General features: G+C 55.4%; 19 protein-coding genes. 17 read left to right on the top strand and 2 right to left on the bottom strand.

Features of this window, described 5'->3' with window-relative positions; all coding sequences use genetic code 11:
• The first annotated feature begins 146 nt into the window (after positions 1 to 146).
• From PLO63_17460 to PLO63_17425, 8 genes are all read left to right on the top strand, one after another.
• A complete protein-coding gene (locus PLO63_17460; GenBank protein HOI75932.1) occupies positions 147 to 1,478 on the top strand; it encodes an acetyl-CoA hydrolase/transferase C-terminal domain-containing protein in 1,332 nt (443 codons plus the stop codon).
• A 212-nt stretch (positions 1,479 to 1,690) separates the two neighbouring features.
• On the top strand, positions 1,691 to 3,457 hold the full coding sequence (locus tag PLO63_17455) for a sigma-54-dependent Fis family transcriptional regulator (protein HOI75931.1): 1,767 nt from the start codon (positions 1,691 to 1,693) through the stop codon (positions 3,455 to 3,457).
• A 119-nt stretch (positions 3,458 to 3,576) separates the two neighbouring features.
• Positions 3,577 to 4,458 (top strand): alpha/beta hydrolase, encoded by an 882-nt coding sequence (locus PLO63_17450; protein ID HOI75930.1) that lies wholly within the window; start codon positions 3,577 to 3,579, stop codon positions 4,456 to 4,458.
• 8 nt (positions 4,459 to 4,466) lie between these two features.
• On the top strand, positions 4,467 to 5,999 hold the full coding sequence (locus PLO63_17445; GenBank protein ID HOI75929.1) for a tetratricopeptide repeat protein: 1,533 nt from the start codon (positions 4,467 to 4,469) through the stop codon (positions 5,997 to 5,999).
• Between the two features lie 429 nt (positions 6,000 to 6,428).
• Positions 6,429 to 7,763 (top strand): acetyl-CoA hydrolase/transferase C-terminal domain-containing protein, encoded by a 1,335-nt coding sequence (locus PLO63_17440; protein ID HOI75928.1) that lies wholly within the window; start codon positions 6,429 to 6,431, stop codon positions 7,761 to 7,763.
• A gap of 22 nt (positions 7,764 to 7,785) precedes the next feature.
• Complete coding sequence (locus tag PLO63_17435; protein HOI75927.1) at positions 7,786 to 8,559, top strand: SDR family NAD(P)-dependent oxidoreductase; 774 nt, start codon at positions 7,786 to 7,788, stop codon at positions 8,557 to 8,559.
• 39 nt (positions 8,560 to 8,598) lie between these two features.
• Positions 8,599 to 9,816 carry a thiolase family protein gene (locus PLO63_17430; GenBank protein ID HOI75926.1) on the top strand — a complete coding sequence of 406 codons (1,218 nt, stop codon included), beginning with the start codon at positions 8,599 to 8,601 and terminating at the stop codon, positions 9,814 to 9,816.
• A 98-nt stretch (positions 9,817 to 9,914) separates the two neighbouring features.
• On the top strand, positions 9,915 to 11,060 hold the full coding sequence (locus tag PLO63_17425) for an acyl-CoA dehydrogenase family protein (GenBank protein HOI75925.1): 1,146 nt from the start codon (positions 9,915 to 9,917) through the stop codon (positions 11,058 to 11,060).
• A 91-nt stretch (positions 11,061 to 11,151) separates the two neighbouring features.
• Here PLO63_17425 and PLO63_17420 read toward each other — a convergent pair whose 3' ends face one another.
• The gene (locus PLO63_17420; GenBank protein HOI75924.1) at positions 11,152 to 11,763 is read right to left on the bottom strand and encodes a TetR/AcrR family transcriptional regulator; all 612 of its coding nucleotides are present in this window, start codon (positions 11,761 to 11,763) and stop codon (positions 11,152 to 11,154) included.
• 244 nt (positions 11,764 to 12,007) lie between these two features.
• Between PLO63_17420 and PLO63_17415 the strand changes: the two genes are divergently transcribed.
• The 9 genes from PLO63_17415 (at position 12,008) to PLO63_17375 (ending at position 24,150) form a co-directional block, all read left to right on the top strand.
• Positions 12,008 to 12,775, top strand: coding sequence for an enoyl-CoA hydratase/isomerase family protein (locus PLO63_17415; protein ID HOI75923.1), 768 nt, complete (start codon positions 12,008 to 12,010; stop codon positions 12,773 to 12,775).
• A gap of 95 nt (positions 12,776 to 12,870) precedes the next feature.
• Positions 12,871 to 14,547: an AMP-binding protein gene (locus PLO63_17410; protein ID HOI75922.1), complete on the top strand. Its 1,677-nt coding sequence runs from the start codon at positions 12,871 to 12,873 to the stop codon at positions 14,545 to 14,547.
• Positions 14,548 to 14,600: 53 nt separating this feature from the next.
• Positions 14,601 to 16,466, top strand: coding sequence for an acyl-CoA dehydrogenase (locus tag PLO63_17405; GenBank protein HOI75921.1), 1,866 nt, complete (start codon positions 14,601 to 14,603; stop codon positions 16,464 to 16,466).
• Positions 16,467 to 16,681: 215 nt separating this feature from the next.
• Positions 16,682 to 17,206, top strand: a complete 525-nt coding sequence (locus PLO63_17400) for a 4-vinyl reductase (protein ID HOI75920.1) — start codon at positions 16,682 to 16,684, stop codon at positions 17,204 to 17,206.
• A 9-nt stretch (positions 17,207 to 17,215) separates the two neighbouring features.
• Positions 17,216 to 18,646, top strand: a complete 1,431-nt coding sequence (locus PLO63_17395) for an adenylate/guanylate cyclase domain-containing protein (GenBank protein HOI75919.1) — start codon at positions 17,216 to 17,218, stop codon at positions 18,644 to 18,646.
• A gap of 449 nt (positions 18,647 to 19,095) precedes the next feature.
• Positions 19,096 to 19,398: an HNH endonuclease signature motif containing protein gene (locus PLO63_17390; GenBank protein ID HOI75918.1), complete on the top strand. Its 303-nt coding sequence runs from the start codon at positions 19,096 to 19,098 to the stop codon at positions 19,396 to 19,398.
• Between the two features lie 163 nt (positions 19,399 to 19,561).
• Positions 19,562 to 22,315: a DEAD/DEAH box helicase gene (locus PLO63_17385; GenBank protein ID HOI75917.1), complete on the top strand. Its 2,754-nt coding sequence runs from the start codon at positions 19,562 to 19,564 to the stop codon at positions 22,313 to 22,315.
• Between the two features lie 146 nt (positions 22,316 to 22,461).
• A complete protein-coding gene (locus PLO63_17380; protein HOI75916.1) occupies positions 22,462 to 23,448 on the top strand; it encodes a restriction endonuclease in 987 nt (328 codons plus the stop codon).
• Positions 23,449 to 23,727: 279 nt separating this feature from the next.
• Entirely contained in the window at positions 23,728 to 24,150 is a 423-nt protein-coding gene (locus PLO63_17375; GenBank protein ID HOI75915.1) for a pyridoxamine 5'-phosphate oxidase family protein, read from the top strand.
• Positions 24,151 to 24,190: 40 nt separating this feature from the next.
• On the opposite strand, the gene PLO63_17370 is transcribed toward PLO63_17375, so the two are convergent.
• On the bottom strand, positions 24,191 to 25,330 hold the full coding sequence (locus PLO63_17370; GenBank protein ID HOI75914.1) for a Fic family protein: 1,140 nt from the start codon (positions 25,328 to 25,330) through the stop codon (positions 24,191 to 24,193).
• Between the last annotated feature and the right edge of the window lie 399 nt (positions 25,331 to 25,729).

Here is a 25,729-nt window from a genome sequence, read left to right as displayed (position 1 = left end):
ATGGACAGCGGACCGGCCGCATGACCGACGGAAATGCCGGCCGGAGCCGAAAGGCAGACAAGCGACCGGAGTGGCGGGACCAAGCGAAGGCGGTCCCGCGGGAAACATCCATGCCCCTGAACGGGGCATTCGTAAAAGGAAACGTGATGAACTGGAAAGAGGAATATCAGAGAAAACGGATGAGCTTTGCCGAGGCGGCGAAGCAGATTCGATCCGGGGATTTCGTGGGCGTCGGGCTGGCCGTCGGCGCCTGTTCGGCCGACATGTACGACGCCATCCTGGCCCGATGGCAGGAACTGAAGGGCGTCCGGATCTGCGACTCCGTCGCCGTCCGGCCGTCGAAGCTCTACGACCCCGCATTCATGAAGGGCCTTGACGGCCACATCAACTTCGACCCCTCCTTCGGCACCGCGGCGAGCCGGAAAATCATCGAGTCCCGTCTGCCGGACTATCTTCCCATCATGACCTCAGACGGCGGAGACAAGTACGCCAAGCGCTCCGACGTCTTCATCTGCATGACGACGCCGCCCAACGACCAGGGCTTCGTCAACCTCGGCCTGACGAACTTCTACACCATGGAGGCCCTCCGGAAGGGAAGGGAAGAAAGCAAGCTCCGCCTGGCCATTGCCGAGGTGAACGACCGGATGCCGGTCATCCTCGGGGACAATTGGATGCACATCTCCGAGTTCGATGTCATCGTGGAGCATTCGAGCCCGATCCCCCTGGTGGGCCGCGCGACACCGGGGGAGAAGGAGAAGAGAATCGGTGAATACGCCCTGGAGCTGATCGCGGATGGTGACACGATCCAGATGGGCATCGGGGCCATCCCGGAGGCAGTCGTTGCGGGCCTGGAAGGCAAGCGCGACCTGGGTGTCCTGACGGAGATGTTCCCCATCGGCCTTCCCCAGCTCGTAGAAAAGGGCATCGTCACAAATGCGAAGAAGCCCTTCCACAGAGGCGTCACCGTGGCGACATTCTGCATGGGCGACCAGTCCATGTACGACTACGTCCGCGAAAATCCCCGCTGCGAATTCTACCCGGCCTCCTATACCAACAACCCCGCTTTCGTCGCCCGCCACCCCAACATGGTGGCCATGAACATGGCCCTGATGGTGGATATGAGCGGCCAGATCGCCTCGGAAGGAATCGGCCACCGCATGGTGAGCGGCGTGGGCGGCCAGTTCGACTTCATGATCGGGACCTACTACTCGAAGGGAGGCAAGGGCATCACGCTCCTGTACTCATCGCGGACGCTGAAGGACGGAACCCTGGTGTCGGCACTCGTTCCGGAGCTGCCCCCCGGTACGCCCGTGAGCGTCCCCCGGTCGTTTGCCCAGTATGTCGTCACGGAGTACGGCATCGCCGACCTCCGCTACAAGACACGGCGGGAGCGCGCCCTTGCCCTGATCGCCATCGCCCACCCGGACCTCCGGGGGGAGCTGAAAGCGAGCCTGCGGAGGAACTTCTACATGGCTTGACAAAGCCGTTCCAGGCGATATAGTGGCTCCGCATCAGCCATAGCGACCGAGCAGGAAACAGGCGACACCGTTTCCGGATTCAGCGAACCGTTTCAGCCCAGACCGGTAATGACCGATGGCCAAGCCACTGGAAACCCCGTTTCTCCCGAATAGAGAACGGGGTTTTTTCGTGGAGCCGGGGTCGGCGGACCGGGCCGGACACAGGACCTGACATGGCGGTAAAAGGCGCAGCACGGGAAAAAGCGGACCGGTACATCCTCGATGCGGCGAGGAAGGAGAGGCTCCTGTCCTCGATCCACAAGATCAGCAGCCTCCTGACGAAACCGATCACCCTCGACCGCATCCTCACGGAGATCGTGAAGGAGACATCGAGGGTCTTCGGGTTCACGCGGGTCGCCATCTTCCTCAGGGACGAGGACAGCAGCCTCCTGGAATGCAAGTACCTCATCGGCTTCAAGCCGGCCGAGCGGGAGCGGGCGCTCACCCGTCCCTTCCGGCTGGACCGGCACGAGTGCATCGAGACGGCCGTCATGAAGACGGGGAAGACCATCTATATCAAGGACCACGCGAAGGACGACCGGATCACGGACATCGACCTGAAGATCAGCGCGATCCACAAGCGGGTCTCCACGCTGGCCGTGCCCCTGATGATCAAAAAGGACGTCATCGGGCTCATCGAGGCGGACAGGAACGACGTGAAGATGGACCTGACGAAGAGTGAGATCAAGTCCTTCTCCATTTTCGCGAACCAGGCCAGCATCATCATCGAAAACGCGAAGCTCCAGGAGCGGAACAAGAAGCGGATCGAGCAGCTCCTGTCATGGCAGGAAGTCGAGACGGACATGGTCTGCGAGAGCGAGGAGATGAAGAGGGTGCTGGCGCAGACACTCAAGATCGCCCGGAGCTACGACACGACGGTCCTGATCGAGGGCGAGACCGGGACGGGAAAGGAGATCATCGCCCGGATCCTGCACTACCACAGCAGCCGGGTCGGGAAGCCCTACATTCGCATCAACTGCGGCGCCATCAGCAAGGACCTCGTCGAATCCGAGCTGTTCGGCTACGACAAGGGCACGTTTACCGGCGGCCTCCAGGAAGGCAAGAAGGGGATCTTCGAGTTGGCCGACGGCGGGACCCTGCTCCTGGACGAGATCAGCGAACTGCTGCCGTCCACGCAGGTCAAGCTTCTGCGGTTTCTCGAAGAGCGGGAATTCTATCCCGTCGGCGGCTCGAAGACGAAGAAGGTGGACGTCCGCGTCGTCGCGGCGACGAACCGGAAACTGGAACAGTTGACCGCCGAGGGGAAATTCCGGAAAGACCTCTACTACCGGCTGAACATCGCCAAGATCTCGCTCCCGCCCCTCCGTGAGCGCAAGAAGGACATCCTTCCCATTGCCCTGTTCTTCATGGACAAATTCAACAAGACCTATGGAAAGCGGTTCCAGGAGATCTCGAAGGAGGCCCGGGAAATCCTGGTCAACACCCCCTGGACGGGCAACGTCCGGGAGTTGAAGAACGCCGTCGACCGCGTCGTCCTGATGGAGGAGGGGAGCATCATCGAGCCGCGCCACCTGGCGTTCGTGGTGCACAGCGACGGCGGGTACGGCTGGGCCGGCAATGATCCGGCGGGGGAAGCACGCGAAGACGGCCGGGAGTTCCTGGACGCTGCCTCGCGGGACCGGCTGCTCATGGAGGCCCTGCGGTTTTTCGCCCGGATGAACAGCGATTACGAACAGATGCAGGACCGGACGGAGCAAGCCGACGGTGCCGGAACCCTGGAGAGGGCGAAAGCCGTCTCGGAGAGCGCATCCTTGTCGGCCGGTAGCCTGGACGAGCGGAACCGGGACCTTCTCATCAAGGCCCTCGATGTCTGCGAGGGAAACATGTCCCGGGCCGCCCGGATGCTGGGCATCTCCAGGCCGACCGCCGTGTACCGCATCCGGAAGTACGGCATTGGCCGGGAAAATAGGAAACCCTAAAAAAATAAATCAGGTTTGAAATCTGATTTTATTTTTTGGCTTAAATGACAGATTCCCTCGCATGTGCTGGACTCTCACGCAAAGCGGCATACTGATATTGAAATATGAAGGAGCAGACAATGCCCCATGTAAAAGCGAATGGAATCCAGATCGAGTATGAAACGTTTGGTGATCGTTCTTTCCCGGCATTGCTGCTGATTGCCGGTTGCGGTGCCCAGATGCTCTTCTGGGAGATAGAGTTCTGCAAATCCCTAGCCCAAAAAGGGTTCTTCGTCATTCGTTTTGACAACCGGGACGCCGGTCTTTCGACGAAATTCGATGAAGCGGGGATTCCCGACATGATGGCGGCCGTCAAGGCGGCCATGGAGGGCAGAACCGTGGAATCGGCATATTCCCTGGACGATATGGCCGATGACGCCGTTGGCCTGCTCGACGCCCTGGGCATCGGGAAGGCGCATGTCTGCGGCGCTTCCATGGGCGGCATGATCGCCCAGGCGGTCTCGTATCGGCATCCAGATCGCGTGCTGAGCCTGACTTCCATCATGTCGACAACGGGCAATCCCGGCCTCCCGCAGGGGAAACCCGAAGCCATCGCCGCCGTTGTCGCGCCGGCGCCGGTGGAACGCGAAGCATACATCGAACACAACATGAATGTATGGCGGAGGATCTGGAGCCCCGGGTTTCCTTTCGAGGAAGAACGGGCCCGGACATTCATGGAGAAGAGCTATGACCGTTCCCATTGCCCGCAGGGAATGGCACGCCAGAACACGGCGGTGATTGCCGGCGGCGACCGGAGGCCGTCGCTTTCATCCATTCGGGTCCCGACGCTTGTCGTTCATGGGGCCGATGATCCGCTGATCCCGGTCGAAGGCGGGATGGATACGGCCCGGGCAATACCGGGGGCAAGACTGTTGATCGTCAACGGCATGGGGCACGATATGCCGACAGGGGTCTGGCCGGAAATTACAGAGGCCATCTCACGACCGTTAATGAATCCATAAGAAACAGCATGTCCGAGATTTGCCGTTTGAAAGGAAAGAAACGGATGCGTTCCATTCCAGCGAGGATTCTTCTTTATTCATTGTTATTATTCTTGTTTGTCCCCCATGTTTCTTTTGCCGGAACCAGGACCTTCATCAAGGAATACACCTACCGGGCAAGTGAAGACGACAGCCGGAATTCAAGCCGCGTCATCGCGTTACGAGAGGTGAAAAGGCTTCTTCTGGAGGAGCTGGGGACGTATCTCGAAAGCGATACGGAGGTGAAGAATTTCCAACTCACCAGGGATCAGATCACAACCCTGACGGCGGGCATCGTCCAGACGGAAATCGTCGATGAAAAGTGGGACGGGCACGTGTACTGGCTGAAAGCGAAGATTGCAGCCGATCCGGACAAGGTGGCGCAGTCGATCGACGCCCTGCGCAGGGACCGCGACAAGACAAAGGAACTGGAGACGATCAGGAGGAAGTCGGACGAACTGCTGCGGGAGGTCGAAACGCTCCGGAAAGAACTGGCTTCTGCAAAAAACGGGGAGACACAGAAAACAGCGTATGATCAATCAATCAGGAAATTGTCCGCCAGGGAATGGCTGGAACGGGGTTTTGCAGCCAAAGACCGCGGGGCGTTCAAAGAGGCGATTGAAGCGTACAGCCGGGCCATTGAACTGGATCCCGACAGCATCGAGGCCTACTATGCACGGGCCTTGATTGGCGACGAGAATCACTCCATGCAGGATTTCTACAAGCTGCTTACCATCGAGCCGAAGGACTCGAAATCCTACCTGTATCGGGCCTGGACCTATAAAGAGCTCAAAAAAGGCGACCTTGCACTCGATGCATTCGGAAAGGCGATCCACTCGGCTTCCGGAACCAGAGAAAGAGCGGAGGCTTATTATGATCGCGGGAAGTATTATTATGCCGACAGGAGGGATTTCAGCCTGGCGGTTCGGGATTACACGGACGCAATCAGATTGAACCCGAAAGAAGCGAATTATTTTTTCTACAGGGGATCATCCTATAGCAACCTTGGCAGGAGCGATCTCGCTTACGCGGATTTCAACAAGGCAATCGAACTTGACCCGCGAGATTCCACAAATTACGTGGCGCGTGCGAGTGTCTTGATCAATCCGATGAACAAGCCGGAGCTGGCAATCGCGGATTATGACAAGGCAATAGAGCTTGAGCCGGTTGCCTTCAACTACATGCAGAGAGCGTCGGCATATTTGCTGCTCGGCAAAAAGAATCTTTCGGACATGGATCGCAGCAAGGCATCTGAATTGTATGCGGATGACTTTTCCAGGCGTGGAGATTACGATTTTGCGATTGGAAAATATGATGATGCCATTGAATTAAAACCGGGTAATTCGACACTTCATTATAAACGAGCTCTTGCTCATGCAGGCAGGGGAGATTCGAAAAAAGCAATCATTGACTTAAGAGAAGCAGTCGGACTTGATTCGTCGAATAAAGTCAAGGCCCAAAAGGATCCGCAATTTAAAAGCATCAAAAACCACCCTGACTTTATCAAACTGGTCGGCAAGTAAACGACATGCCATTGGATCGGTGTGAATGTAGGGCACAAAAAAAAGGGATCCTCTCAGAGAGCAACCTAAATAAATCAGATTTGAAATCTTTTTTTGGGGCTTTAATTTACCGATTTGAAATCTGATTTATTTTTGGGGGACGCAAACAGCGTTTCATTTCTCATCTCATGTCTACCTTCAAAAAATGAAACATCTGATTCAATGATTGAATCATTGGTTCATCGATCCCGCGCTGCACCGCCGCTCTGAATAGACAAATATCCATAAATAACAATATGTAACGCGTTCATGCCATGCAAGGGCACATCCCTTGCTCTATAGGGGACCGTTCCATGCACATCGTGGGAAAGCAGGGGACCGCAAAGGGGGCGGTCTTCCGTTCAACGTCCCTGTTTTGGGAGGAACAGGGCAGACACGAAAGGAGGGGGTATGGACTGGAAGGAAGAGTACAAGCGCAAATCGACGAGCCTGGCTGGTGCGGCCGCACAGATTCGGGACAATGACTTCGTGGGGATCGGCCTGGCCGTCGGTTCCTGCTCTCCGGCCATGTTCGACGCAATCCTGGACCGGGGGAAAGAGCTCAGGGGGGTCCGGATCTGCGATTCCGTCGCCGTCCGCCCGTCGAGGCTCTACGACCTAGAGTTCATGAAGGGCCTGGACGGCCACATCAACTTCGACCCGTCCTTCGGGACGGGAGCCAGCCGCAAGATCATCGAGTCCCGCCTGCCGGATTACCTGCCCCTCATGAGCTCCGAGGGCGGCGACAAGTACGCGAAGCGCTCCGACGTCTTCATCTGCATGACCGCGCCGCCCAATGCCCAGGGCTTCATCAACCTCGGCCTCACGAACTTCTACACCATGGAGGCCATCCGAAAAGGCCGTGAGGAGGGGAAGCTCCGCCTGGCCATCGCCGAGGTGAACGACCAGATGCCGACGATCTACGGCGACAACTGGATGCATATCTCCGAGTTCGACGTCTTCGTGGAGAACTCGACGCCCATCCCCAAGGTCGGCCGGGCCACGCCGGGGGAGCGGGAGAAGAAGATCGGCGAATACGCCCTGGAGCTGCTCAAAAACGGCGATACGATCCAGATGGGCATCGGCGCCATTCCGGAGGCCGTCGTGGCGGGCCTGGAAGGCAAGCACGATCTGGGCGTCCTGACGGAGATGTTCCCCATCGGCCTGCCCCAGCTCGTGGAAAAGGGCATCGTGACGAACGCGAAAAAGCCCTTCCACAAGGGCGTCACCGTGGCGACCTTCTGCATGGGCGACCAGTCCATGTACGACTACGTCCACGAGAACCCCGTCTGCGCGTTCTACCCGTCCTCCTACACCAACAATCCCGCCTTCATCGCCCAGCACCCCAACATGGTCGCCATGAACATGGCCATGATGGTGGACATGAGCGGCCAGATCGCCTCGGAGGGGATCGGCCACCGCATGGTGAGCGGCGTCGGCGGCCAGCTCGACTTCATGATCGGCACCTTCTACTCGAAGGGCGGTCGGGGCATCACGATGCTCTACGCGGCGCGGAAGCTGAAGGACGGATCGTTCGTATCGGCGATCGTGCCGGAGCTGCCGCTGGGAACCCCCGTCAGCGTTCCCCGGTTCTATGCCCAGTACGTCGTCACGGAGTACGGCATCGCCGACATCCGCTACAAGACGCGGCGGGAGCGGGGCCTTGCCCTCATCGAGATCGCCCACCCGGACCTCCGGGGGGAGCTGCGCAACAGCCTGAAGAAGAATTTCTACATGTCCAAATAAAGAGGGAAGAAAGGAGAGACCCGTGAACCTGAAAGATGTGAAGGCAGTGGTCACCGGCGGCGCGTCGGGACTGGGGGAAGCGTGCGTTCGTATGATCGCAGAGAACGGCGGCAAGGCCGCGATCTTTGACCTGCCGATGCAGAAGGAGCGGGCGGATAAGCTGATCGCCGAGCTGGGGGCCGGCGTCGTCTTCTGCGGCACCGACGTGACGAACGAGGAGAGCGTCCTGGCCTCCGTCGCGAAGGCGGTGGACGCCTTCCGCGGCATCAACGTAGCCATCAACTGCGCCGGCGTCGGCGATCCCGCGAAGCTCCTGTCCAAGAAGGGCCCCATGCCGCTCGCCTTTTTCAACCGGGTCGTACAGATCAACTTGGTGGGCACCTTCAACGTGATCCGCCTGGCGGTGGAGCAGATGGTCAAGAACGAGGCGGGGAAGGACGGGGAGAAGGGCGTCGTTATCAACACGGCCTCCGCCGCGGCCTTCGACGGGCAGGTCGGACAGCCCGCCTACAGCGCCTCCAAGGCGGGTGTCGTCGGCATGACCCTGCCCCTGGCCCGGGAGTGCGCCGATTACGGTGTCCGCGTCATGACAATCGCCCCGGGGCTCTTCAACACGCCGATGCTGGCGATCCTGCCGCAGGCCGCCCGCGACGCCCTGGGGGCGATGGTTCCCTTCCCGCGGCGGCTGGGCGATCCCTCGGAGTTCGCCATGCTGTGCAAACAGATCATCGAGAACCCGATGCTCAACGGCGAGGTGATCCGCTTGGACGGCTCGATCCGGATGGCCGCGAAGTAGCAACGGGGGTATTCAGCGCTTCAAAAAGGAGAGATCAGAATGGCAAATCAGGAAGATATCGTCATCGTCAGTGCCGTCCGCACGCCCTTCAGCCGGTTCGACTCGGCCATGGCCGACATCCCCAGCATCGACCTGGGGGTGATCGTGATGAAGGAAGCCCTCCAGCGGGTGGGCCTCAAGCCGGACGAGGTGGACGACCTCTACTACGGGAGCTGCATTCCTGCAGAGTATGCCCTGGAGACGGACGTCCCGGGGCGGCAGGCCACGCTTCTGGCGGGTTTCCCTGCGGAGAACAACTCCGTCTCGCTGGACCGGGCCTGCTGCTCCTCCCTCACGGCGCTGCGCCTCGGCGTCATGTCCATCCGGGCCGGGGAGGCCCGGACCGCCATGGCCGTCGGCTCCGAGAACATGCCGCGGACGCCGCACCTCGCCCCGGGCCTCCGGAGCGGGAAGCGGCTGGGCCACATCAAGCTGATTGATTGCCTCTTCGAACTGGGTTATCAGTCCAAGGGATTCAATCCGGTCGCCCGGGACGCGGGCGAAGTGGCCGTCGAGCACGGCGTCACGCGGGAGATGCAGGACGCCTGGGCGCTGGGGAGCCAGGAGAAGTACGCCAAAGCCTTTGCCGAGGGGAAACTCAAGATCGGCGAGGAGATCGTCCCGGTGGTCATCCCGCAGAAGAAGGGGGAGCCCATCGTGATCGACAGGGACGAGTCCCCCCGGAAGGTCACCCTGGAGGCCCTGGCGAAGCTGAAGCCGATCTACGGCAGCCCCACCGTCACGGCGGGCAACGCCCCTCCCCTCAGCGCGGGCGCCAGCGCGATCCTGCTCATGACCGCGGGCCGGGCGAAGGAACTGGGGCTGAAGCCGCTGGCGACGATCCTGGCGACCGTCAGCTCCGCCACGGATCCCCGGGGGATCGCCACCATCCCGGCGAAAACGATCGAGAAGGCACTCAACAGGGTCGAGCTCAAGATCGGGAACATGGACCTGATCGAGATCAACGAGGCCTTCGCCGCCATGCCCCTCGTCTCCACGAAGCTCCTGGCCGGGGGCGATCCGCAGGTCTGGAAGCAGCTTCTGGAGAAGACCAACGTCAACGGCGGCGCCATCGCCATCGGGCATCCCGTAGGCGCCAGCGCGGCCCGGATCACCATGCACCTGGCCTACGAGCTTCAGCGACGGGGCGGCGGCTACGGAGTGGCGTCCATCTGCGGCGGGCTGGCGCAGGGCGAGGCAATCGTCATCAGGGTCTGATCATCCCCGGGCACGCGGTCCCCGGGGAATGCCGGGGGCCGCGGCAACGACGGCCGTTCTTTCATTCCGGTGTCATCTCATCACGAAAGGGGTTTCGAATGGCAGAGACGATTTTTCAGGAAGAGCATCAGGTTTTCCGGGACAGCTTCAAGAAATTCCTCGCGAAAGAGGTCATCCCCTACCTGGAGGAATGGGAGGAGGAGGGGATCGTCCCCAAGTCCGCCTGGAAGAAGATGGGCGAGAACGGCTTCCTCTGCCCCTGGCTGGAGGAGGAATACGGCGGCGCGGGCGGCGGGTTCGAGTACTCCGTCATCATCAACGAGGAGCTGTCCTACATCGGCGCCCACGGCCTCCTGGCGGGCCTCCACAGCGACATCATCGTTCCCTACATCCACACCTTCGGCAGCGAGGAGCAGAAGCGGAAATGGCTCCCCGGCTGCGCCTCCGGCGACATCATCACCGCCGTGGCCATGACGGAGCCGGGCACCGGCTCGGACCTGGCCTCGATCCGCACCACCGCCGTCCGGGACGGCGACCACTATGTCATCAACGGGGCGAAGACCTTCATCTCCATCGGCATCCACTGCGACCTCGTCATCGTGGCGGCCAAGACGGACACGAAGGCCGACCCGCCCTTCAAGGGCATCAGCCTGATCTGCGTGGAGGACGGCACCCCCGGCTTCACCCGGGGCCGGAAGCTGAAAAAGATGGGCTTCCACAGCCAGGACACGGCGGAGCTGAACTTCGAGGACTGCCGGGTTCCCGTTGGGAACATCCTGGGGAAGGAAGGGCAGGGGTTCTACTACCTCATGCAGAAGCTCCAGGGAGAGCGGCTGGTGGTGAGCATCATCGCCCAGGCCATGGCCGAGGCGATGCTGGACATGACGGTCAAATATTGCAAGGAGCGGACGATCTTCGGGAAGCCCATCAGCTCCTTCCAGCACAACACCTTCAAGATCGTGGAGATGGCGACCGAGATCGAGATCGGACGGACCTTCCTGAACTCCCTGATCGCCGACTTCATCGCCAAGAAGGACATCGTGAAGCAGGTCTCCATGGCCAAGTTCTGGATCCCCGAGATGGCCAATCGGGTGGCCTACCACTGCGTCCAGCTCCACGGCGGATACGGCTACATGGAGGAATACCCCATCTGCCGCTTTGCCCGGGACGTGCGCGTCATCCCCATCTTCGCCGGCACGACGGAGGTCATGAAGGTGATCGTCGGGCGGATGATGGGTTTATAGGAACAAGCCCCCTAAACGGGTGCGGAAACAGAATCCCCCCACTCCGGGCGCTCCGGGAACGTGCCGAGCGGAGCGCCCGGACCTTCCATGTTCATGTCTGGATATTGCTGAAACCAAGATCGATCATCCGGCCGACGTTCAGCATGTGCTGCCTCACCGCCTCGGGCGTGCGTCCGGGGTAGTTCCGGAACGTGATCAGGACACCGTTCAGGGCCGCAAAGAAGGCGTGGGAGAGGGGCCGCACGGGCTCCGGCTTCTTCATCTTCCGGAACATGTTGTCGAAATGCTCGAAAAAACGGCGCTCCGCCGCATTGATCTTCTCGACTTTTTCCGGGGATAGCGCGCCGTCGAGCATGAAGTGGGTCAGCATTCTCAGGTACTGGTCGTTGTCGATGCAGTAGGAAAGAAAGGCGTCGCTGATCTTCGTGAGATCCGGCGTTTCGCTCTCGCCGATGAGTTGCTCGAGGACCCGGCTGATGTCTTCGACGCCCCGGATGAAGGCCTCCACGAAGATCGACTGCTGGTCCGGGAAATACCGGTAGATCAAGGCATGCGAGATGCCCGCCTCCTGGGCGATGTCACGGATGCTGACCTTATCGAACGGCTTGACGGCGAACACGCGCTCCGCGGCCTCGACGATCAGCTCCCGGCGGGCAAGCTTTGCCTCGCTCTTGAGATCGGCAAACGAAACGTTTTCTTCCATGGGGCGCCTTTCTTCCCGTTCATGCCATCCGGGCAGCGAATTAACGACAACATATCGCAACGACGGACGTTTAGTCCACCGGGAAGGAATCGTTTCCGGTCATGTCCCGGAAATAGCGGCTTCCGTCGATGAAAAAGGCTTGCTTTCCTGTCGCGTGTTCTCTACTGTAACCACTGGTTACACGCCTGTCAATCTGCTTTTCAGCAGGCCGGACTGTTCATTCATCTCAAAAGGGGGAGATCCAATGGAAAAGACCGTCCTCGTCGATGTCCGGAACCGCGTCTGCACTCTGACCCTGAACCGTCCCGAGGTCATGAACGCCTTCAGCGAACAGATGCTCGACGACTTCCAGGAGGCCCTCAACCGTATCGGCCAGGACGAAGAAGTGAACGTTCTCGTCCTCGAGGGCGCGGGCGGCAACTTCTCCTCGGGGGCGGAGCTCTCGCCACGAAACTACTCCCTCAGCCACGACGACCTGCACGAGATCATGAAGCGCCTGGGCAGGTGGGTGCAGACCGTCCGGGAGCTGAGGCAGCCCGTCATCAGCAAGGTGAGGGGGATGGCCGTGGGCGGAGGCGCCAACCTCGCCCTGTCCGGCGATTTCGTCCTGGCGGCCCACGAGGCGAAGTTCATCCAGCCGTTCATTCACATCGGACTCATGACAGACCTGGGGGGCACGTATTTCCTGCCCCGGCTGGTCGGGCTGGCGAAGGCCCGGGAACTGGCCATGCTGGGGGACAGGCTCAGTGGCCGGGACGCCGCCGCGATCGGCCTGATCTACAAGTCCCTGCCGGACGAGGAGCTCGACGGCGCGGCTGCCGCCCTGGCCGAGACGCTGGCACGGAAAGCCCCCACCGCCATGACCCTGATCAAGAAGGGTCTGGACAAGAGCCACGACATGTCCCTGGAGGAAGTCCTGGCCTGGGAGGCCGAGAGGCAGACGGAGCGGATCCTGAGCACTGAGCACCAGGAAGCCGTCATCAGATTCATGCAGTCAAGGAGCAAAAAATAATTCCAGAACGATAGCTTGCAAAGTGAGCGTCGAACGAAGACAGAGCTGTTTTCGTCCGCCGGGCATTGCCATGAACATTTTGAAGGAGGATGTCTATGAGTGATGTTTACGCGGAAAAGCCATGGTTGAAGAGTTATGACAGGAATGTCCCGCCGGAGCTGAAGTACGAGAACAGGACATTCGCGGAACAGTTCAGGGTCGTGGCCGACCAGTACCCGGACAAAACGGCCCTGCATTACATGGGGAAACAGATCACCTATCGCGAGATCGACCTCCTGTCCAACCGTCTCGCCCGGTATTTCCAGAAGATCGGCCTGAAGCCCGACGACGTCGTGGGCCTTCACATGCCGAACCTCCCGGCCCATTTCATCGCCATCATCGCCGTCCAGAAGGCGGGCTGCATCTCTACCGGCCTGAGCCCGCTTTTGACCCCCCACGAGATGGAGCACCACCTGAACGATTCGCGGGCCAAGGTCGTGATCACCGTCGACCTCCTGTTCGACAAGGTCGCGGAGGTGGCTGGGAAAGCTCCATTTACCAGCGTCATCGTCACCGAGGTCGCCGATTTCCTCCCCGGCGTGAAAAAGGTGCTGGGGAAGCTCCTGAAAAAGATCCCCACGGCGCCGATCGGCCCTGTGCCGGGCAAGACGATCGTCCGGTTCATGGAGGCCATAGACGGGATGCCGGCCGACCCGGTGTCCGTCCGGCGCACCATGGACGACACCATCTTCATGATGTACACCGGCGGGACCACCGGACAGTCCAGGGGCGCGGTCCTGACCCAGCGCAGCTACATGTACAACCGCCAGCAGCTCCTGACGTGGATCGACATCCGGCCCGACGATATCGCCCTGTCGGCCTTCCCCCTGTTCCACATCGCCGGCCTGACCCTGGGCGGCGTCTCGATCACCTCGGGCGTCACGCAGGTCTGTGTCCCCAATCCCCGGGACTCCAATTTCATGATCCAGGCGCTGAAGGACTACCGGCCCACGTTCATGACCCATGTTCCCACGGTCTATTTCGAACTGATCAAGAATCCCGAGTTCAAGAAGGTCGACATGAGCGGGCTCAAGTTCTGCCTCAGCGTGGCGGCCCCGTTCCCGGGGGAGAAGATCCGGGAGCTGGAGAACATCGTCGGGGAGAACAAGCTGATCGAGCTCTACGGGATGACCGAGTCGATGGTCACCTGTTTCAATCCCCGCTACGGGAAGAAGAAACCCTCCTCCATCGGCATCCCTATGTCCGACACGGAGTTCAAGCTCGTCGATCCCGAGACGGGTCAGCTCGCAAAACTGGGCGAGCCGGGGGAAATCATCATCCGCGGCCCCCAGATCATGACGGGCTACTACATGAATCCGGAAGAAACCGCCCGCACCCTGCGGGACGGCTGGATATACACGGGTGACATCGCGACCATGGACAAGGACGGGTATTTCTACATCGTGGACCGCGTGAAGGACATGGTCATCGTCTCCGGCTTCAAGGTCTTCACCCGGGAGCTGGACGACCTCTTAGCCCTGCATCCCGACGTCGAGATGGCCGCTGCCATCGGCATCCCCGATCCGTCGCGCCCGGGATCCGAGCGTGTTGCCCTGGCGGTCATGCTGAAGCCCGGCATCGAGAAGAGCGACGCCGAGAAGGAGAAGATCCTGAACTTCCTGAAGGAGAACGTGGCGCCGTACAAGGTGCCGAAGGTCATCCAGTTCATGGACCAGCTTCCCCTGAGCGGCGTCGGCAAGATCCTCAAGCGGGAGCTGAGGACCATGATGTAGGGCGGATCGACCGGACCATTCCAGAACGACAAAATCAAGGAGAATCAAAGACTATGGGCAGCCTGATTTGCGACGAAAGAGACCAGAAATTCGTAATGTATGAAATGCTCAAGCTGGAGGAGCTGTTCAAGACGGAGCACTTCAGCGACTATTCCCGCGACATGTGCGACATGGTCCTGGACGGGGCGAGGAAGATGGCGGAGGAGGTCGTCTTTCCGGTCCTGGTTGAGGGCGACCGGGAAGGGTGCCGCGTCGAGAACGGCAACGTCCTCGTTCCGAAGTGCTTCCACCGCAGCTTCCGCGTTTTCCGGGAAGGCGGCTGGACGACCGTCAGCGTGTCTCCCGAGGCCGGCGGGCAGGGATTCCCCCTCGTCATCGGCATGATGACGGAGGAGTGGTTCATGCACAACTTCAGCCTCGTCGGCTACGCCTTCCTGACCGCCGGGGCCGCCCACCTGATCGAGGCGTACGGCACGGAGGCCCAGAAGCGGAAATACATGGACAAGATGTATGAATGCGTGTGGGGCGGCAACATGTGCCTGACGGAGCCGGGCGCCGGCACCGACCTCAGCAACATCCGGACGAAGGCCATCCGGCAGCCCGACGGTACGTTCCTCCTGGAAGGGACGAAGCAGTTCATCACCGGCGGGGACCAGGACCTGACGGAAAACGTCATCAGCCCCGTGCTGGCGCGGATCGAGGGCGATCCCGCGGGGACGGAGGGCATCTCCATCTTCCTGGTGCCCAAGTACCTCGTCAACGACGACGGCTCCCTGGGGAGGCGCAACGACTACACCATCCCCGGCATCGAGCACAAGATCGGGCTGAACGGGAGCGCCACCTGCCAGATGAGCTTCGGAGAGAACGGGGCCTGCTACGCCGAACTCCTGGGGGAGGAGCGGCAGGGGCTCAAGGTCATGTTCCAGATGATGAACGAGGCCCGGATCTTCGTGGCCGTCGAGTCCCTGGGCAGCGCCTCCATCGCCTACCTGCACGCCCTCGCCTACGCCAAGGAGCGCCTCCAGGGGTCCGCCCTGGAGGAGATGAAAAACCCCCTGGCCCCGCGGGTGCCGATCATCCGCCATCCCGACGTCCGGCGGATGCTCCTGTGGATGAAGGCCCACGTGGAAGGCATGCGGGCGCTCTCCTATTACACGGCCTGGTGCGTCGACGTCATGGAGAGCACCAGCGACGCCGCCGTGAAAGACACGGTTCGCGGCATCATCGAGGTGCTGACGCCCGTCTGCAAGGCGTACTGCTCGGATCTGGCGTTCCGCGTCTGCGAGACGGCCATCCAGGTCTACGGCGGGTACGGCTGCTGCAACGAGTATCCCGTCGAGCAGTTCCTGCGCGACGTGAAGCCGACCTCCATCTACGAAGGCGCCAACGGCATCCAGGCCCTCGACCTGGTGGGGCGGAAGCTCGGCATGAAGAAGGGGCTCTACTTCATGAAGCTCCTGGGGGAGATGCAGAAGACGATCCAGGAGTGCGCTACGGCAAAAGGGGTAGGGGACCTGGCCGCCGACGTGCAGGAGGCCGCCAACACCCTGGCCGAAGCGGGCATGTTCTTCGCGGGCAGCGCCTCCAGCGGGAAATTCATGATCCCCGTCTCGAACGCCTACACGTTCCTCACCATGATGGGAAAGGCCGTCTTCGGGTGGCTCCTGCTCTGGCAGGCCCGCGTGGCCGGGGAGGCCCTGGAGAAGATCTGTGCGCAGAAGGGAGTCGCGGCAGACGACAAGGCCGCCCTGAAAGCGCTTTCTGCGGAAGACTCGGAAGCCGCCTTCTACACGGGGAAAATCGCCGCCTGCCGCTACTTCATCAAGCACATCCTCCCGGAAGTCGCCGCCGGAATGAAGGCCATCAAGAGCGAAGACCTCTCCCCGATCGACATCCCGGATGAGGGGTTTGCGGTTTAGTTCGCGAAATCATACCGAGGAAGCACATCCCGGGGCCGGGTCGACAGGATTTTATCCACTGTCGGCTCAGCCCCGGATGAATGGCCCTGTTTGGAAAATATCAGCAACAATAGAGGAAAATAGACCCCGGATGTGTTAGATAGTGCCCCAGAATGTCAAAATAGGCATAGAAAGACAGAACCGACGGAACATGATTTGAAAAGGGGGGGCGAACCATGTTCAAGGAAGAGAGAGAAGAAAGCCGGTTCGAGTGGCAGATGCTGGGCGATCTCGCGGAAGGGCGGCCGAATCTCGGTCCCACGATGCACGTGGCGGTCTATCGCCTGATGCAGTTCACCCTTCGCGACCTGCTTATCCGGGATTATGGAGTCGAGAAGACGGACTGGCTGTTCTTCGAGGCCGGCAAGAAGGCGGGCGAGGAATTCTGCAAAAACGTCCTCACGGAAGCGAAAGACCTGGACGGTCTCTTCGCTGATCTCCAGCGCACCATGAAGGATCTGGGCATCGGGATCTTTCGGGTGGAATCTGCGGATGTTGAAAAAGGCTCCTATGTCGTGACCGTGGCCGAAGACCTCGATTGCTCGGGCATCCCCGTCTGTTCCGAGGAGATCTGCACCTACGACGAGGGATTCATCGCCGGCATTCTGCTTGCTTACTCGGGGAAGAACTTCCGCGTCAAGGAAGTGGACTGCTGGGGCTCGGGGGGGAGGGTCTGCCGTTTCACCGTTGACATGGAATGAGGCCCTGACATGATTTCAGTCGAAGAGGCGCTCATCGACACGATCACGGCGACGTTCCATCGTCTTCGCACGGGCGCCGTTCCCGAACCCATCCCCATCCCGGACGACCTCCCGGACAACGAGATCCGCCAGCTCCTGACCTACGTCAACCGGTTCCTCGTGGAATTCGACCTGTTCAGCAAATCCATGACCGTGATCTCCCGGGGGGAACTGGCCGACCTCCCCGTCGCGGGCCGCATGGCCGTCGCACACTCCCTGAAAGCCCTGCAATCGAACCTCAAGCACCTCACCTGGAAGACCCAGCAGATCGCTTCCGGCAATCTGGAGCAGCAGGTCGATTTCATGGGCGACTTCTCCGTCGCCTTCAACACCATGACCCGGCAGTTGAAAGAATCCAGGGAGCAGCTCGTGGAGCTGAATCAGCAGCTCGAACAGCGCAATCGGTTCATCCGCGAGACCTTCGGCCGCTACACCAGCGACGAGATCGTAGGGGTGCTCCTGGACATGCCCGAGGGGCTCAAGCTCGGCGGGGAAAAGAGGGAGGTCACCGTTCTGATGTCCGACCTGCGGGGGTTCACCGCCCTGGCGGAGCGGCTTGAGGCCACGACGGTCGTCGCCCTGCTGAACCACTATCTCTCCGCCATGGTCGAGGTCATCCACCAGTTCGGGGGAACGATCGACGAAATCATCGGGGATGCGATCTGCGTGCTGTTCGGTGCGCCGGTGGCGGTACCGGACGCGGCCCGCCGGGCCGCCTGCTGCGCCCTGGCGATGCAGCGGGCGATGGAGGAGGTCAACAGCCACAACATTCAGATGGACTGGCCCGAGCTTGAGATGGGGATCGCCGTCCATACCGGCGACGCGGTGGTCGGCAACATCGGCTCGACGAAGCGCTCCAAGTACGGGGTCGTGGGAAGGACGATCAACCTGACGGCCCGCATCGAGAGCTTTACGGTGGGTGGACAGGTGCTTGTCTCGCCGGCCGCGATCAATGCCGCCGGCGAGGGGCTGATTCTGGGAAACGAGGTCGAAGTCCACGCCAAGGGCATGCGTGAGGCCATGGTCTGCCGCGAGCTGATGGGCCATGAAGAGCAGCCGGAACTGATGCTCGCACAGAATGCGGGGAGCCTCACCGCCCTTGCCCATCCCATTCCTTTTTCCTGCCTGTGCCTGACGGAAAAGCATCTCGAAGGAAAGGTGCAATGCGGGACCATGCTGTCCCTGTCCAGCAAGCAGGCGGTAATCAAAGTCGACTGCCCGTTCCAGCCGTATGCCAACATCATGCTCCAACTGGAAGGCACGACCAGCGATGAAGACCGGGAGCTGTACGCCAAGGTGCTCCACCCTCTGGACCATTCGTCGGGGCGCTACCTGGTCCATTTCACGTCCGTCCCGCCGACTGTGAAAGAGCGGCTTCAGCAGTTGATCGCCGGTACCTGAGGGAATCGAACAAGACTGCTGACAAAGACTCCGCTTTCACTTGAGCAATAGGGAATCGGTGACCTGGCCGCGGACGTGCAAGAGGCAGCCAAATCCCTCCCGTTCTCTCACCGTAAAATCCAAGAGTACTTCCCCTCATATTCATAAAGTGAATCCTTATTCGGTTATGGCTAAAAATAGCATGATATTATCAGGTTGCCTCTCAAAAAGCTTGACTTATCCGTATCAGGCGATATAGTGAGCCCCAAATTTCCAGAACCACAGGAGCAGAAAGACCAGAAGATAAACGTTCCAGATCCATAAACCGTTTCAGCAGAACCGGTAGAAAAAGATGAGTAGATAAAACGAAACCCCACTTCTTGGATGAGAGGTGGGGTTTTCTATATCGTGTTGGATGCTGTGGTATTGACTTTCAATAACACTGAACGATCAATTAAAGGAGATATACGATGGCTTACATTTACCCCTTTAGAATGGCTGAAGAAAAAACCATACTTGCTGTTTGGAGTAAGGGAGGTATTGTGCCCGACAAAGACGGACAACACTGGGATCCCAAAGAGTGGCGTTATGATTTGTGTGGTAAACCTATAAGATATTTAGACCATGGGAATACAAATTCAAAATATGGGTGGGAAATAGATCACATAAAGCCTGTCGCTAAGGGCGGGGCAGATAATATTGCTAATCTTCAACCTCTGCAATGGGAAAGCAATAGGATCAAGGGGGACGATTATCCTTGGTCTTGTCCTTGAATTACATCATATGGTTTAGGTAAGGCACTGTCCACTTTACCTCACTTTGAAGAAATCAAGATCAACCCCTTGTCGCTTGGAAAATTATTTGTTGTAGCATTGATTTTAATAAGTTTAATTGCTTATTGGTAAGCTGTGTAGACAAAATAGTGGGGAATTTATCATGAACATCGAAAAATTCAGAGATTTTGGTATAGATGATGATTTTGTAAGAATTCTTAGTTCTTGGGGGATTGAGACATTTACTCATATTCAACAAGTTGCATTGCGAGCTGGTGTTGCTGACGATAAGAGCATGGTAGTCTGTGCTCCAACATCCTCCGGAAAGACTCTGGTTGGTGAAATTGCAATACTAAACAGCCTGAGGAAGGGACGAAAATGCATTTATCTCGTTTCACTAAAGGCTTTGGCCGATCAAAAATATGATGATTTTGAGAAACGTTTTGGCGAAAAATCGAAAGAACCTTTAGGCACTGTTGGACTCAGCACGGGAGATCGTGATGAAGGAGAAATTAATCCACAATTATTAGTTGCAACGTATGAGAAAGCATTGGGCCTTCTTCTCTCTGGTCAATTGGATACTAGAGAAGCTCTTGTCGTTGCCGATGAGTTGCAGATTATCGCCGATCCAACCAGAGGTCCAAACATTGAAGCACTGTGCGCAGTCTTACGACAAATTGGTTTTGGTCAGTTCATTGCTTTAACAGCTACGGTTGGAAACCCGAAGGATATTGCCCACTGGTTGAATTGCAAGTTGGCAATTAGTGACACTAGAGATATAGATCTTCACCAAGAAGTATGGTTTGAGAACTCTGCGCATCGACTAACATATGGCCAAGAGGCAGGTAAAGACATTTCATATAAATCGGGAGCACCCTCTGATGTTCTTAATGCAGTTGATTTCCTTCTAAGTGATAACCGAGGACCTGTGTTAGTATTTACTGAATCACGAAGAGAAGCAATCGAATATGCCAAGGAATACAGTAAGAAGCGAGCACGCACAACTGATGGAATTGTAATTGCGCAACAGTTGGATCTTTTCTCGGAACCCACAGAGTCATCTGAGCAACTCAAAGACAATGTTGAGCGCAGAGTTGTATTTCATACAGCTGATTTGACACAACAAGAACGTCAAGTAATAGAGCAGTGTTTCATCGATTCTAAGTTCGAGGTCTGCTTTGCAACATCGACTCTTTCAGCGGGAGTCAATTTCCCATTTCAGACAGTTATGATTCCAAAGCTAACCTATGAATGGGGGAATAGAGGCGGAAAACGTGTATCCAGATCAGATTACCGAAATATGTCTGGACGCGCTGGACGACTCGGTTTGCATGATAAAGGCTATTCTATACTGATGCCCCAGAATATGCACGAATTGCGTCATGCTAATTATTTGATAATGCCTGAAAACGACAACATTATTTCTCAGATCGTTAATCTTAGTATGCGTCGTACCGTTCTAATGTTGGTTTCGTCAGGAATCGTTAGCCAGCGAAATTCTCTTGAAGAATTTTTTAAAAATACTCTCTATTGGTACCAGACTGCAGAGAGGAATACACAGAAACTGGAAGATATTATTGCAACCGCCAAAGAATCCGTTGACTGGTTAATGAATTATAACCTTATTGAACAACAAGAAGATGTTTTATTACCCACACCCCTTGGTAAAGCAGTGGCTAAGACAGGTCTCCTACCGAGTACAGCAATAAATTTTACAGAATTACTCAGAAAATATTCAAAATCAATGGATGAGAATTTTGATGAATACATAACAGGAATCTTGCATTGGGCCTGTAGCTGTGATGAGTTCACTAGTCGTAACCCATCTAGATTACTAGTGTGGCCGGCTGAACGCAGACCTGTCCGTTCCAGTGACTTTCTACGCTCAAGTAAATTGCTCCATGTGCTTGATAGAACAAATAATCAAGTAAATCAATGTGCACACGCACTTGCTCTATATACACAAGGTGTAAATGAAAGGCAAATTCGCTTTCAGACAAATATCCCATCGGGTGGTGTTCATAGATTAGCTATTGATATTTCTTGGATAATTGATGGACTTCACAGAATAGTATGTGTCCCAGATCTAGAATGTACACAGGCATTGGCAAATAAGTTTTCAATGTTAGCTAGACGTGTTCGTTGGGGATGTCCCGCCGAGGTGCTCGACATCTTGCGCATATCTCAATTTCATGGTGTCCCTGGCTTTGGACGCCAGAGAGCGATGGCACTTTTTGCACAGGGATTGACGACATTTGAAGAAATATTGGGTGCTTCAAGAGATACGCTCATTCCAATTTTAAGAAATGAAGATAGAACAAAATCCCTATTAACGGCTATTTCTCGTTCAATTGGATTTTATAACGATCGCCACTCCAAAGTTCACCAACGTGTTGCAGATGAGTTGGGGTTGGGGAAGATTCTAAAGAGATGTACTGACAAGCTAGGTGTCGAATATGAAGATGCGATAAAAGATATGATGGAAGCTGAATCTAGATGGACCATATCAGTTATCGATGATGGAAAACGCCAAAATGTTCCCGATTTACTTATTAGAATGGGTGACTTGGCTTTATTAATCGAGTGTAAAACAACTACAAAGAATCCACCGCTTATTGGGAAAGAAGAAGCATTTGCCATTTTACAGAAGGCGGCAGATTTCCAAAAGGATATTAAAAGAGTGACACTTGGCAAGCCAACGTTTGACGAAACATCAAAGATTAAAGCACAGGGAGCGTTAGACATTACGTTAATAGAACATTCAACATTCATTGAAGGACTTCTTCGAGTCCTCGCTGGAGTGACAGATCCGAGAGAATTTCTTGAATGGCTAGCAACGCCGGGGATTGCAGAGATAGCTCGTCTAGATGGGCAATCAACGTATGAAATATCGACCACTAAGAAAATCAGCCGATGATACTTATTGAATGAATGTAACTACCGCTAATAACAAAACAGATTCATCTGAAGTCGGCCGAATTATTTTTCATACAGCGGGGGAAAGGAATTAACCTATTATGTACTCAATATGTACAGTTATTAAAGAAAATTTGTGAGGCTATCATGGATTATTCGAGTTTAACCGGTCAAGAATTTGAACTCCTTTGTGAGAGACTTCTTAAAGTATCAGGCTACAAAATCCAGCGGCAAGAAGCGCGATCAAAAGATGTGGGAGTAGATTTTGTCTTAAAAGAGGAAAATGGTGCCTTGTGGGTGGTAGAGGTAAAACATTTCAATAGACCGAGAGTGGGCACGCCCTTACTGCGACAAGCTGTCGCGCAACTACGCGCAACAAGGGAATTCTTATCTGCTGACAAAGCTCTTCTGATAATTTCTATGACTTTACCTGAACAGCTTAAAGACGAACTTACACAGCGAGATAAAATTTCTGTCTGGGATGCAAGAGAGCTCCGATATCTCATTGAGTCTCATCCTGAAATTGAACGTGATTTCATGGCATTAATAGAGGCAAAGCGCACTGCTAGGAGAGGCATAGACGAAACGGACCTTCTAGATGAGAGAGCCAGAGAACTAATATCGAATCTGGAGTCTTTGCCGCCAGGCAGGTTAAACTGGCGAGAATTCGAGGAGATTTGTGTTGAAATTCTTAATTATTCATTAATACCGCCTTTTGGTGTGCCAATTATTCAGAGCCGATCAGAGGATGGTCTCGATATCAGAGATGCTGTTTATCCAATTGGTTCAGAAATCACCTTTTGGGACGACTTGAAAAGAATATGCATGACAAGATTTGCAGTAGCTGAATTCAAGAACCACTCTGAAAGTATTACCCAGAAAGAAGTGGAGTCCGTACAACAGTATCTATATCGTAAAGCAATGCGAATGTTTGGGATCGTTTGTAGTCGGAAAGAACCTTCGGAATCTGCCATTCGCGCTAGGCGACGGGCATGGGTAGAAACAGATAAACTAATTGTTTTATTGTCTGACGAAGATTTAAAGGATCTTATCCGTGCGAGGTCATTCGGGGAAAATCCTGCAGCAGTTATTGATGCTCAACTCGAGGAGTTTTTCCTTTATTTAGCCCCATGACCATTCAGATAGTTATAACAACTCAATATGACAAAATTATTACTGTAGACGACTTAAAGCAAGTGCAAATCTTACCGCCACTTCTAGAAATTCACGGCCTGCAAGGGATACACGAAGATCGGCGATGAGTGGAAGCTGATCTATCACACGGGCCTTCTCGAATATGACTGATCATTGGTGAGAAGAGAATAAAGGATTTACAGGGACTGCATCTGCAACTGCTGGACGATAAAATCTGACCAGGCTGTCATTTGACGATCAAATTCAAGGAGGCCGCCAATGACGATGTCCAATGAAACCATTGAAAAATTGATTGATAAAGCGGGAGTCTCAATAATCAGTTCGATCGATGAATCCGGCTTTCCGAATACCAAAGCCATGTTGTTGCCAAGAAAAAGGGTAGGACTTAAAGAATTTTATTTCACAACAAATACATCGTCGATGCGCGTGAAGCAGTATCGAGCAAACGATAAAGCTTGCATTTATTTCTATGACAGACGGTTTTTCCGTGGCGTCATGCTGATCGGCAAGATGAAAGTTCTGACGGATCAGAGAACAAAGAAGATGATTTGGCGAGACGGTGATGATTTGTATTATCCTCTTGGTGTTACGGATCCTGATTATTGTGTTTTGAAATTTACAGCAGAGAAAATGAGAATTTATCAAAATTTCAAATCGGAAACGATAGTGCTTTCCAAGTAGAGAATGGTTGACAAAGGAGGTCAAGGAACGAACCGGCATTTTAGCCGAGCGTTCTAATATTCAGATTATAAGAGCCGTCATCTTCTTGCTTCATAACGGACATCTCTACCAACTTACTTAAGTCTCTCCTGGCCGTTCTTTCGCTCACATTCCGGTATAGTGCTTTATATGGAGAAACTGAGAAAAGATCCTTTAAGGATACACTCTTGAAGGTATCCAGCATGATCGATAACAGGTCATGCTGTCTCTGGGTGATGCTTTTGCTGGACCTGAGAGAAGAATAATAATCCCTCATTACGAGAAATTTAATCATGAATGTTACGTTACGCTTGATTTCAGCAAGCGACTCTATGACCCCATTTATCATGAATGTAAGAAAGTCTGATATGTCATGATCGGCGTTTTTTCTGGCCATGGAAAAAGCCAAATAATAATGATCGATGTTTCTGTAGTAGTAATTTGAAAGCATGGTTGGGACGTATTTAATGCCGGACTTTCTAATTATAATAGCCTCAACAATCCGAATAGTCCTTCCATTGCCATTGCCAAAAGGATGAATCAACCCTAAGTGATAGTGGGCCAACGCAGCTCTCACAAGCGTATCCAACCGCATGATTTCATCTGAGTTGATCCATTCTGTGAATTCCTTCATTAAGTTTTCTATATCGGGCAAACATTTTGGTGGCGTGTAAATTCCACCATGTTCATTGTCGCCGACTTTCACTACGTGGTTTCTGTAATTGCCTGAGACGTTGTCCTGATAATCGAGCCCGTCCGTTATGATTTTATGAAGATCTCTGATGTTATCTTCCGTTATTTGAACGGAAGCGCCTGATGCATCATGTTCCTTCATGTAGGAATACGCATTCTTCAGGTTGATAATTTCCTTTTCCGCTTGGCTGGCCTTTTCCTCATTCCCTGTATCTTTTATAATTTTTCCAACTTCGTCTTCTTTTAATGGATTGCCTTCGATGGCAGCCGTGCTGAATATCGATCTGCGGATCAATTCCTCTTCCAGATAGGTCGACCATTCAGGCAAAATCGGTAAATCGGCAATTGCTTCATATGACATTCTTCCCTGCAATATCAGAGGGTTTATTTTTTGAGCGTCATATTTCGAGCTGAATGCGAAATTGCCCGTTTTGAAGGTCATGACTTTCCTGACCGTGTTTTCGCCCATGTTTTTGTCACCATTATTCTTTATGAAAATAGTATTTTAAGGTGAAACGACTTCGAATACTGTCACAAAAGATGCCAAGCTAACGTGTTCCACCCGGCAGGGAATGCGTAGCATGGCATGATCTTGGCGTCAAGAGAAATGTCAGCGATTTTGTCACAAGAAAAATACATGAATACAGCATGATGAGTCATTGTTCATGCTGATAGATGTCACAACAATTGTCACAAGATTCGTCATGCCGTTTACTATTATCGATCAATTCAACCTGTCTTCATAGAAAAGACCCGCCTCGTAAGGCGGGTCTTTTGAGTTGTTGAATGATTGTCGCTGTTTCTCACAGATATCTCAGTGGCTTCCGCCGGCCTTCTCCTCGCCGTAGACCACCAGCTTGCCCTCGTG

The sequence above is a fragment of the Syntrophales bacterium genome, from assembly GCA_035363115.1.
Lineage (GTDB): Bacteria > Desulfobacterota > Syntrophia > Syntrophales > PHBD01 > PHBD01.
Note: the sequence above shows the minus strand (reverse complement) of the source record. Positions and strands in the feature narration are given on the sequence as shown.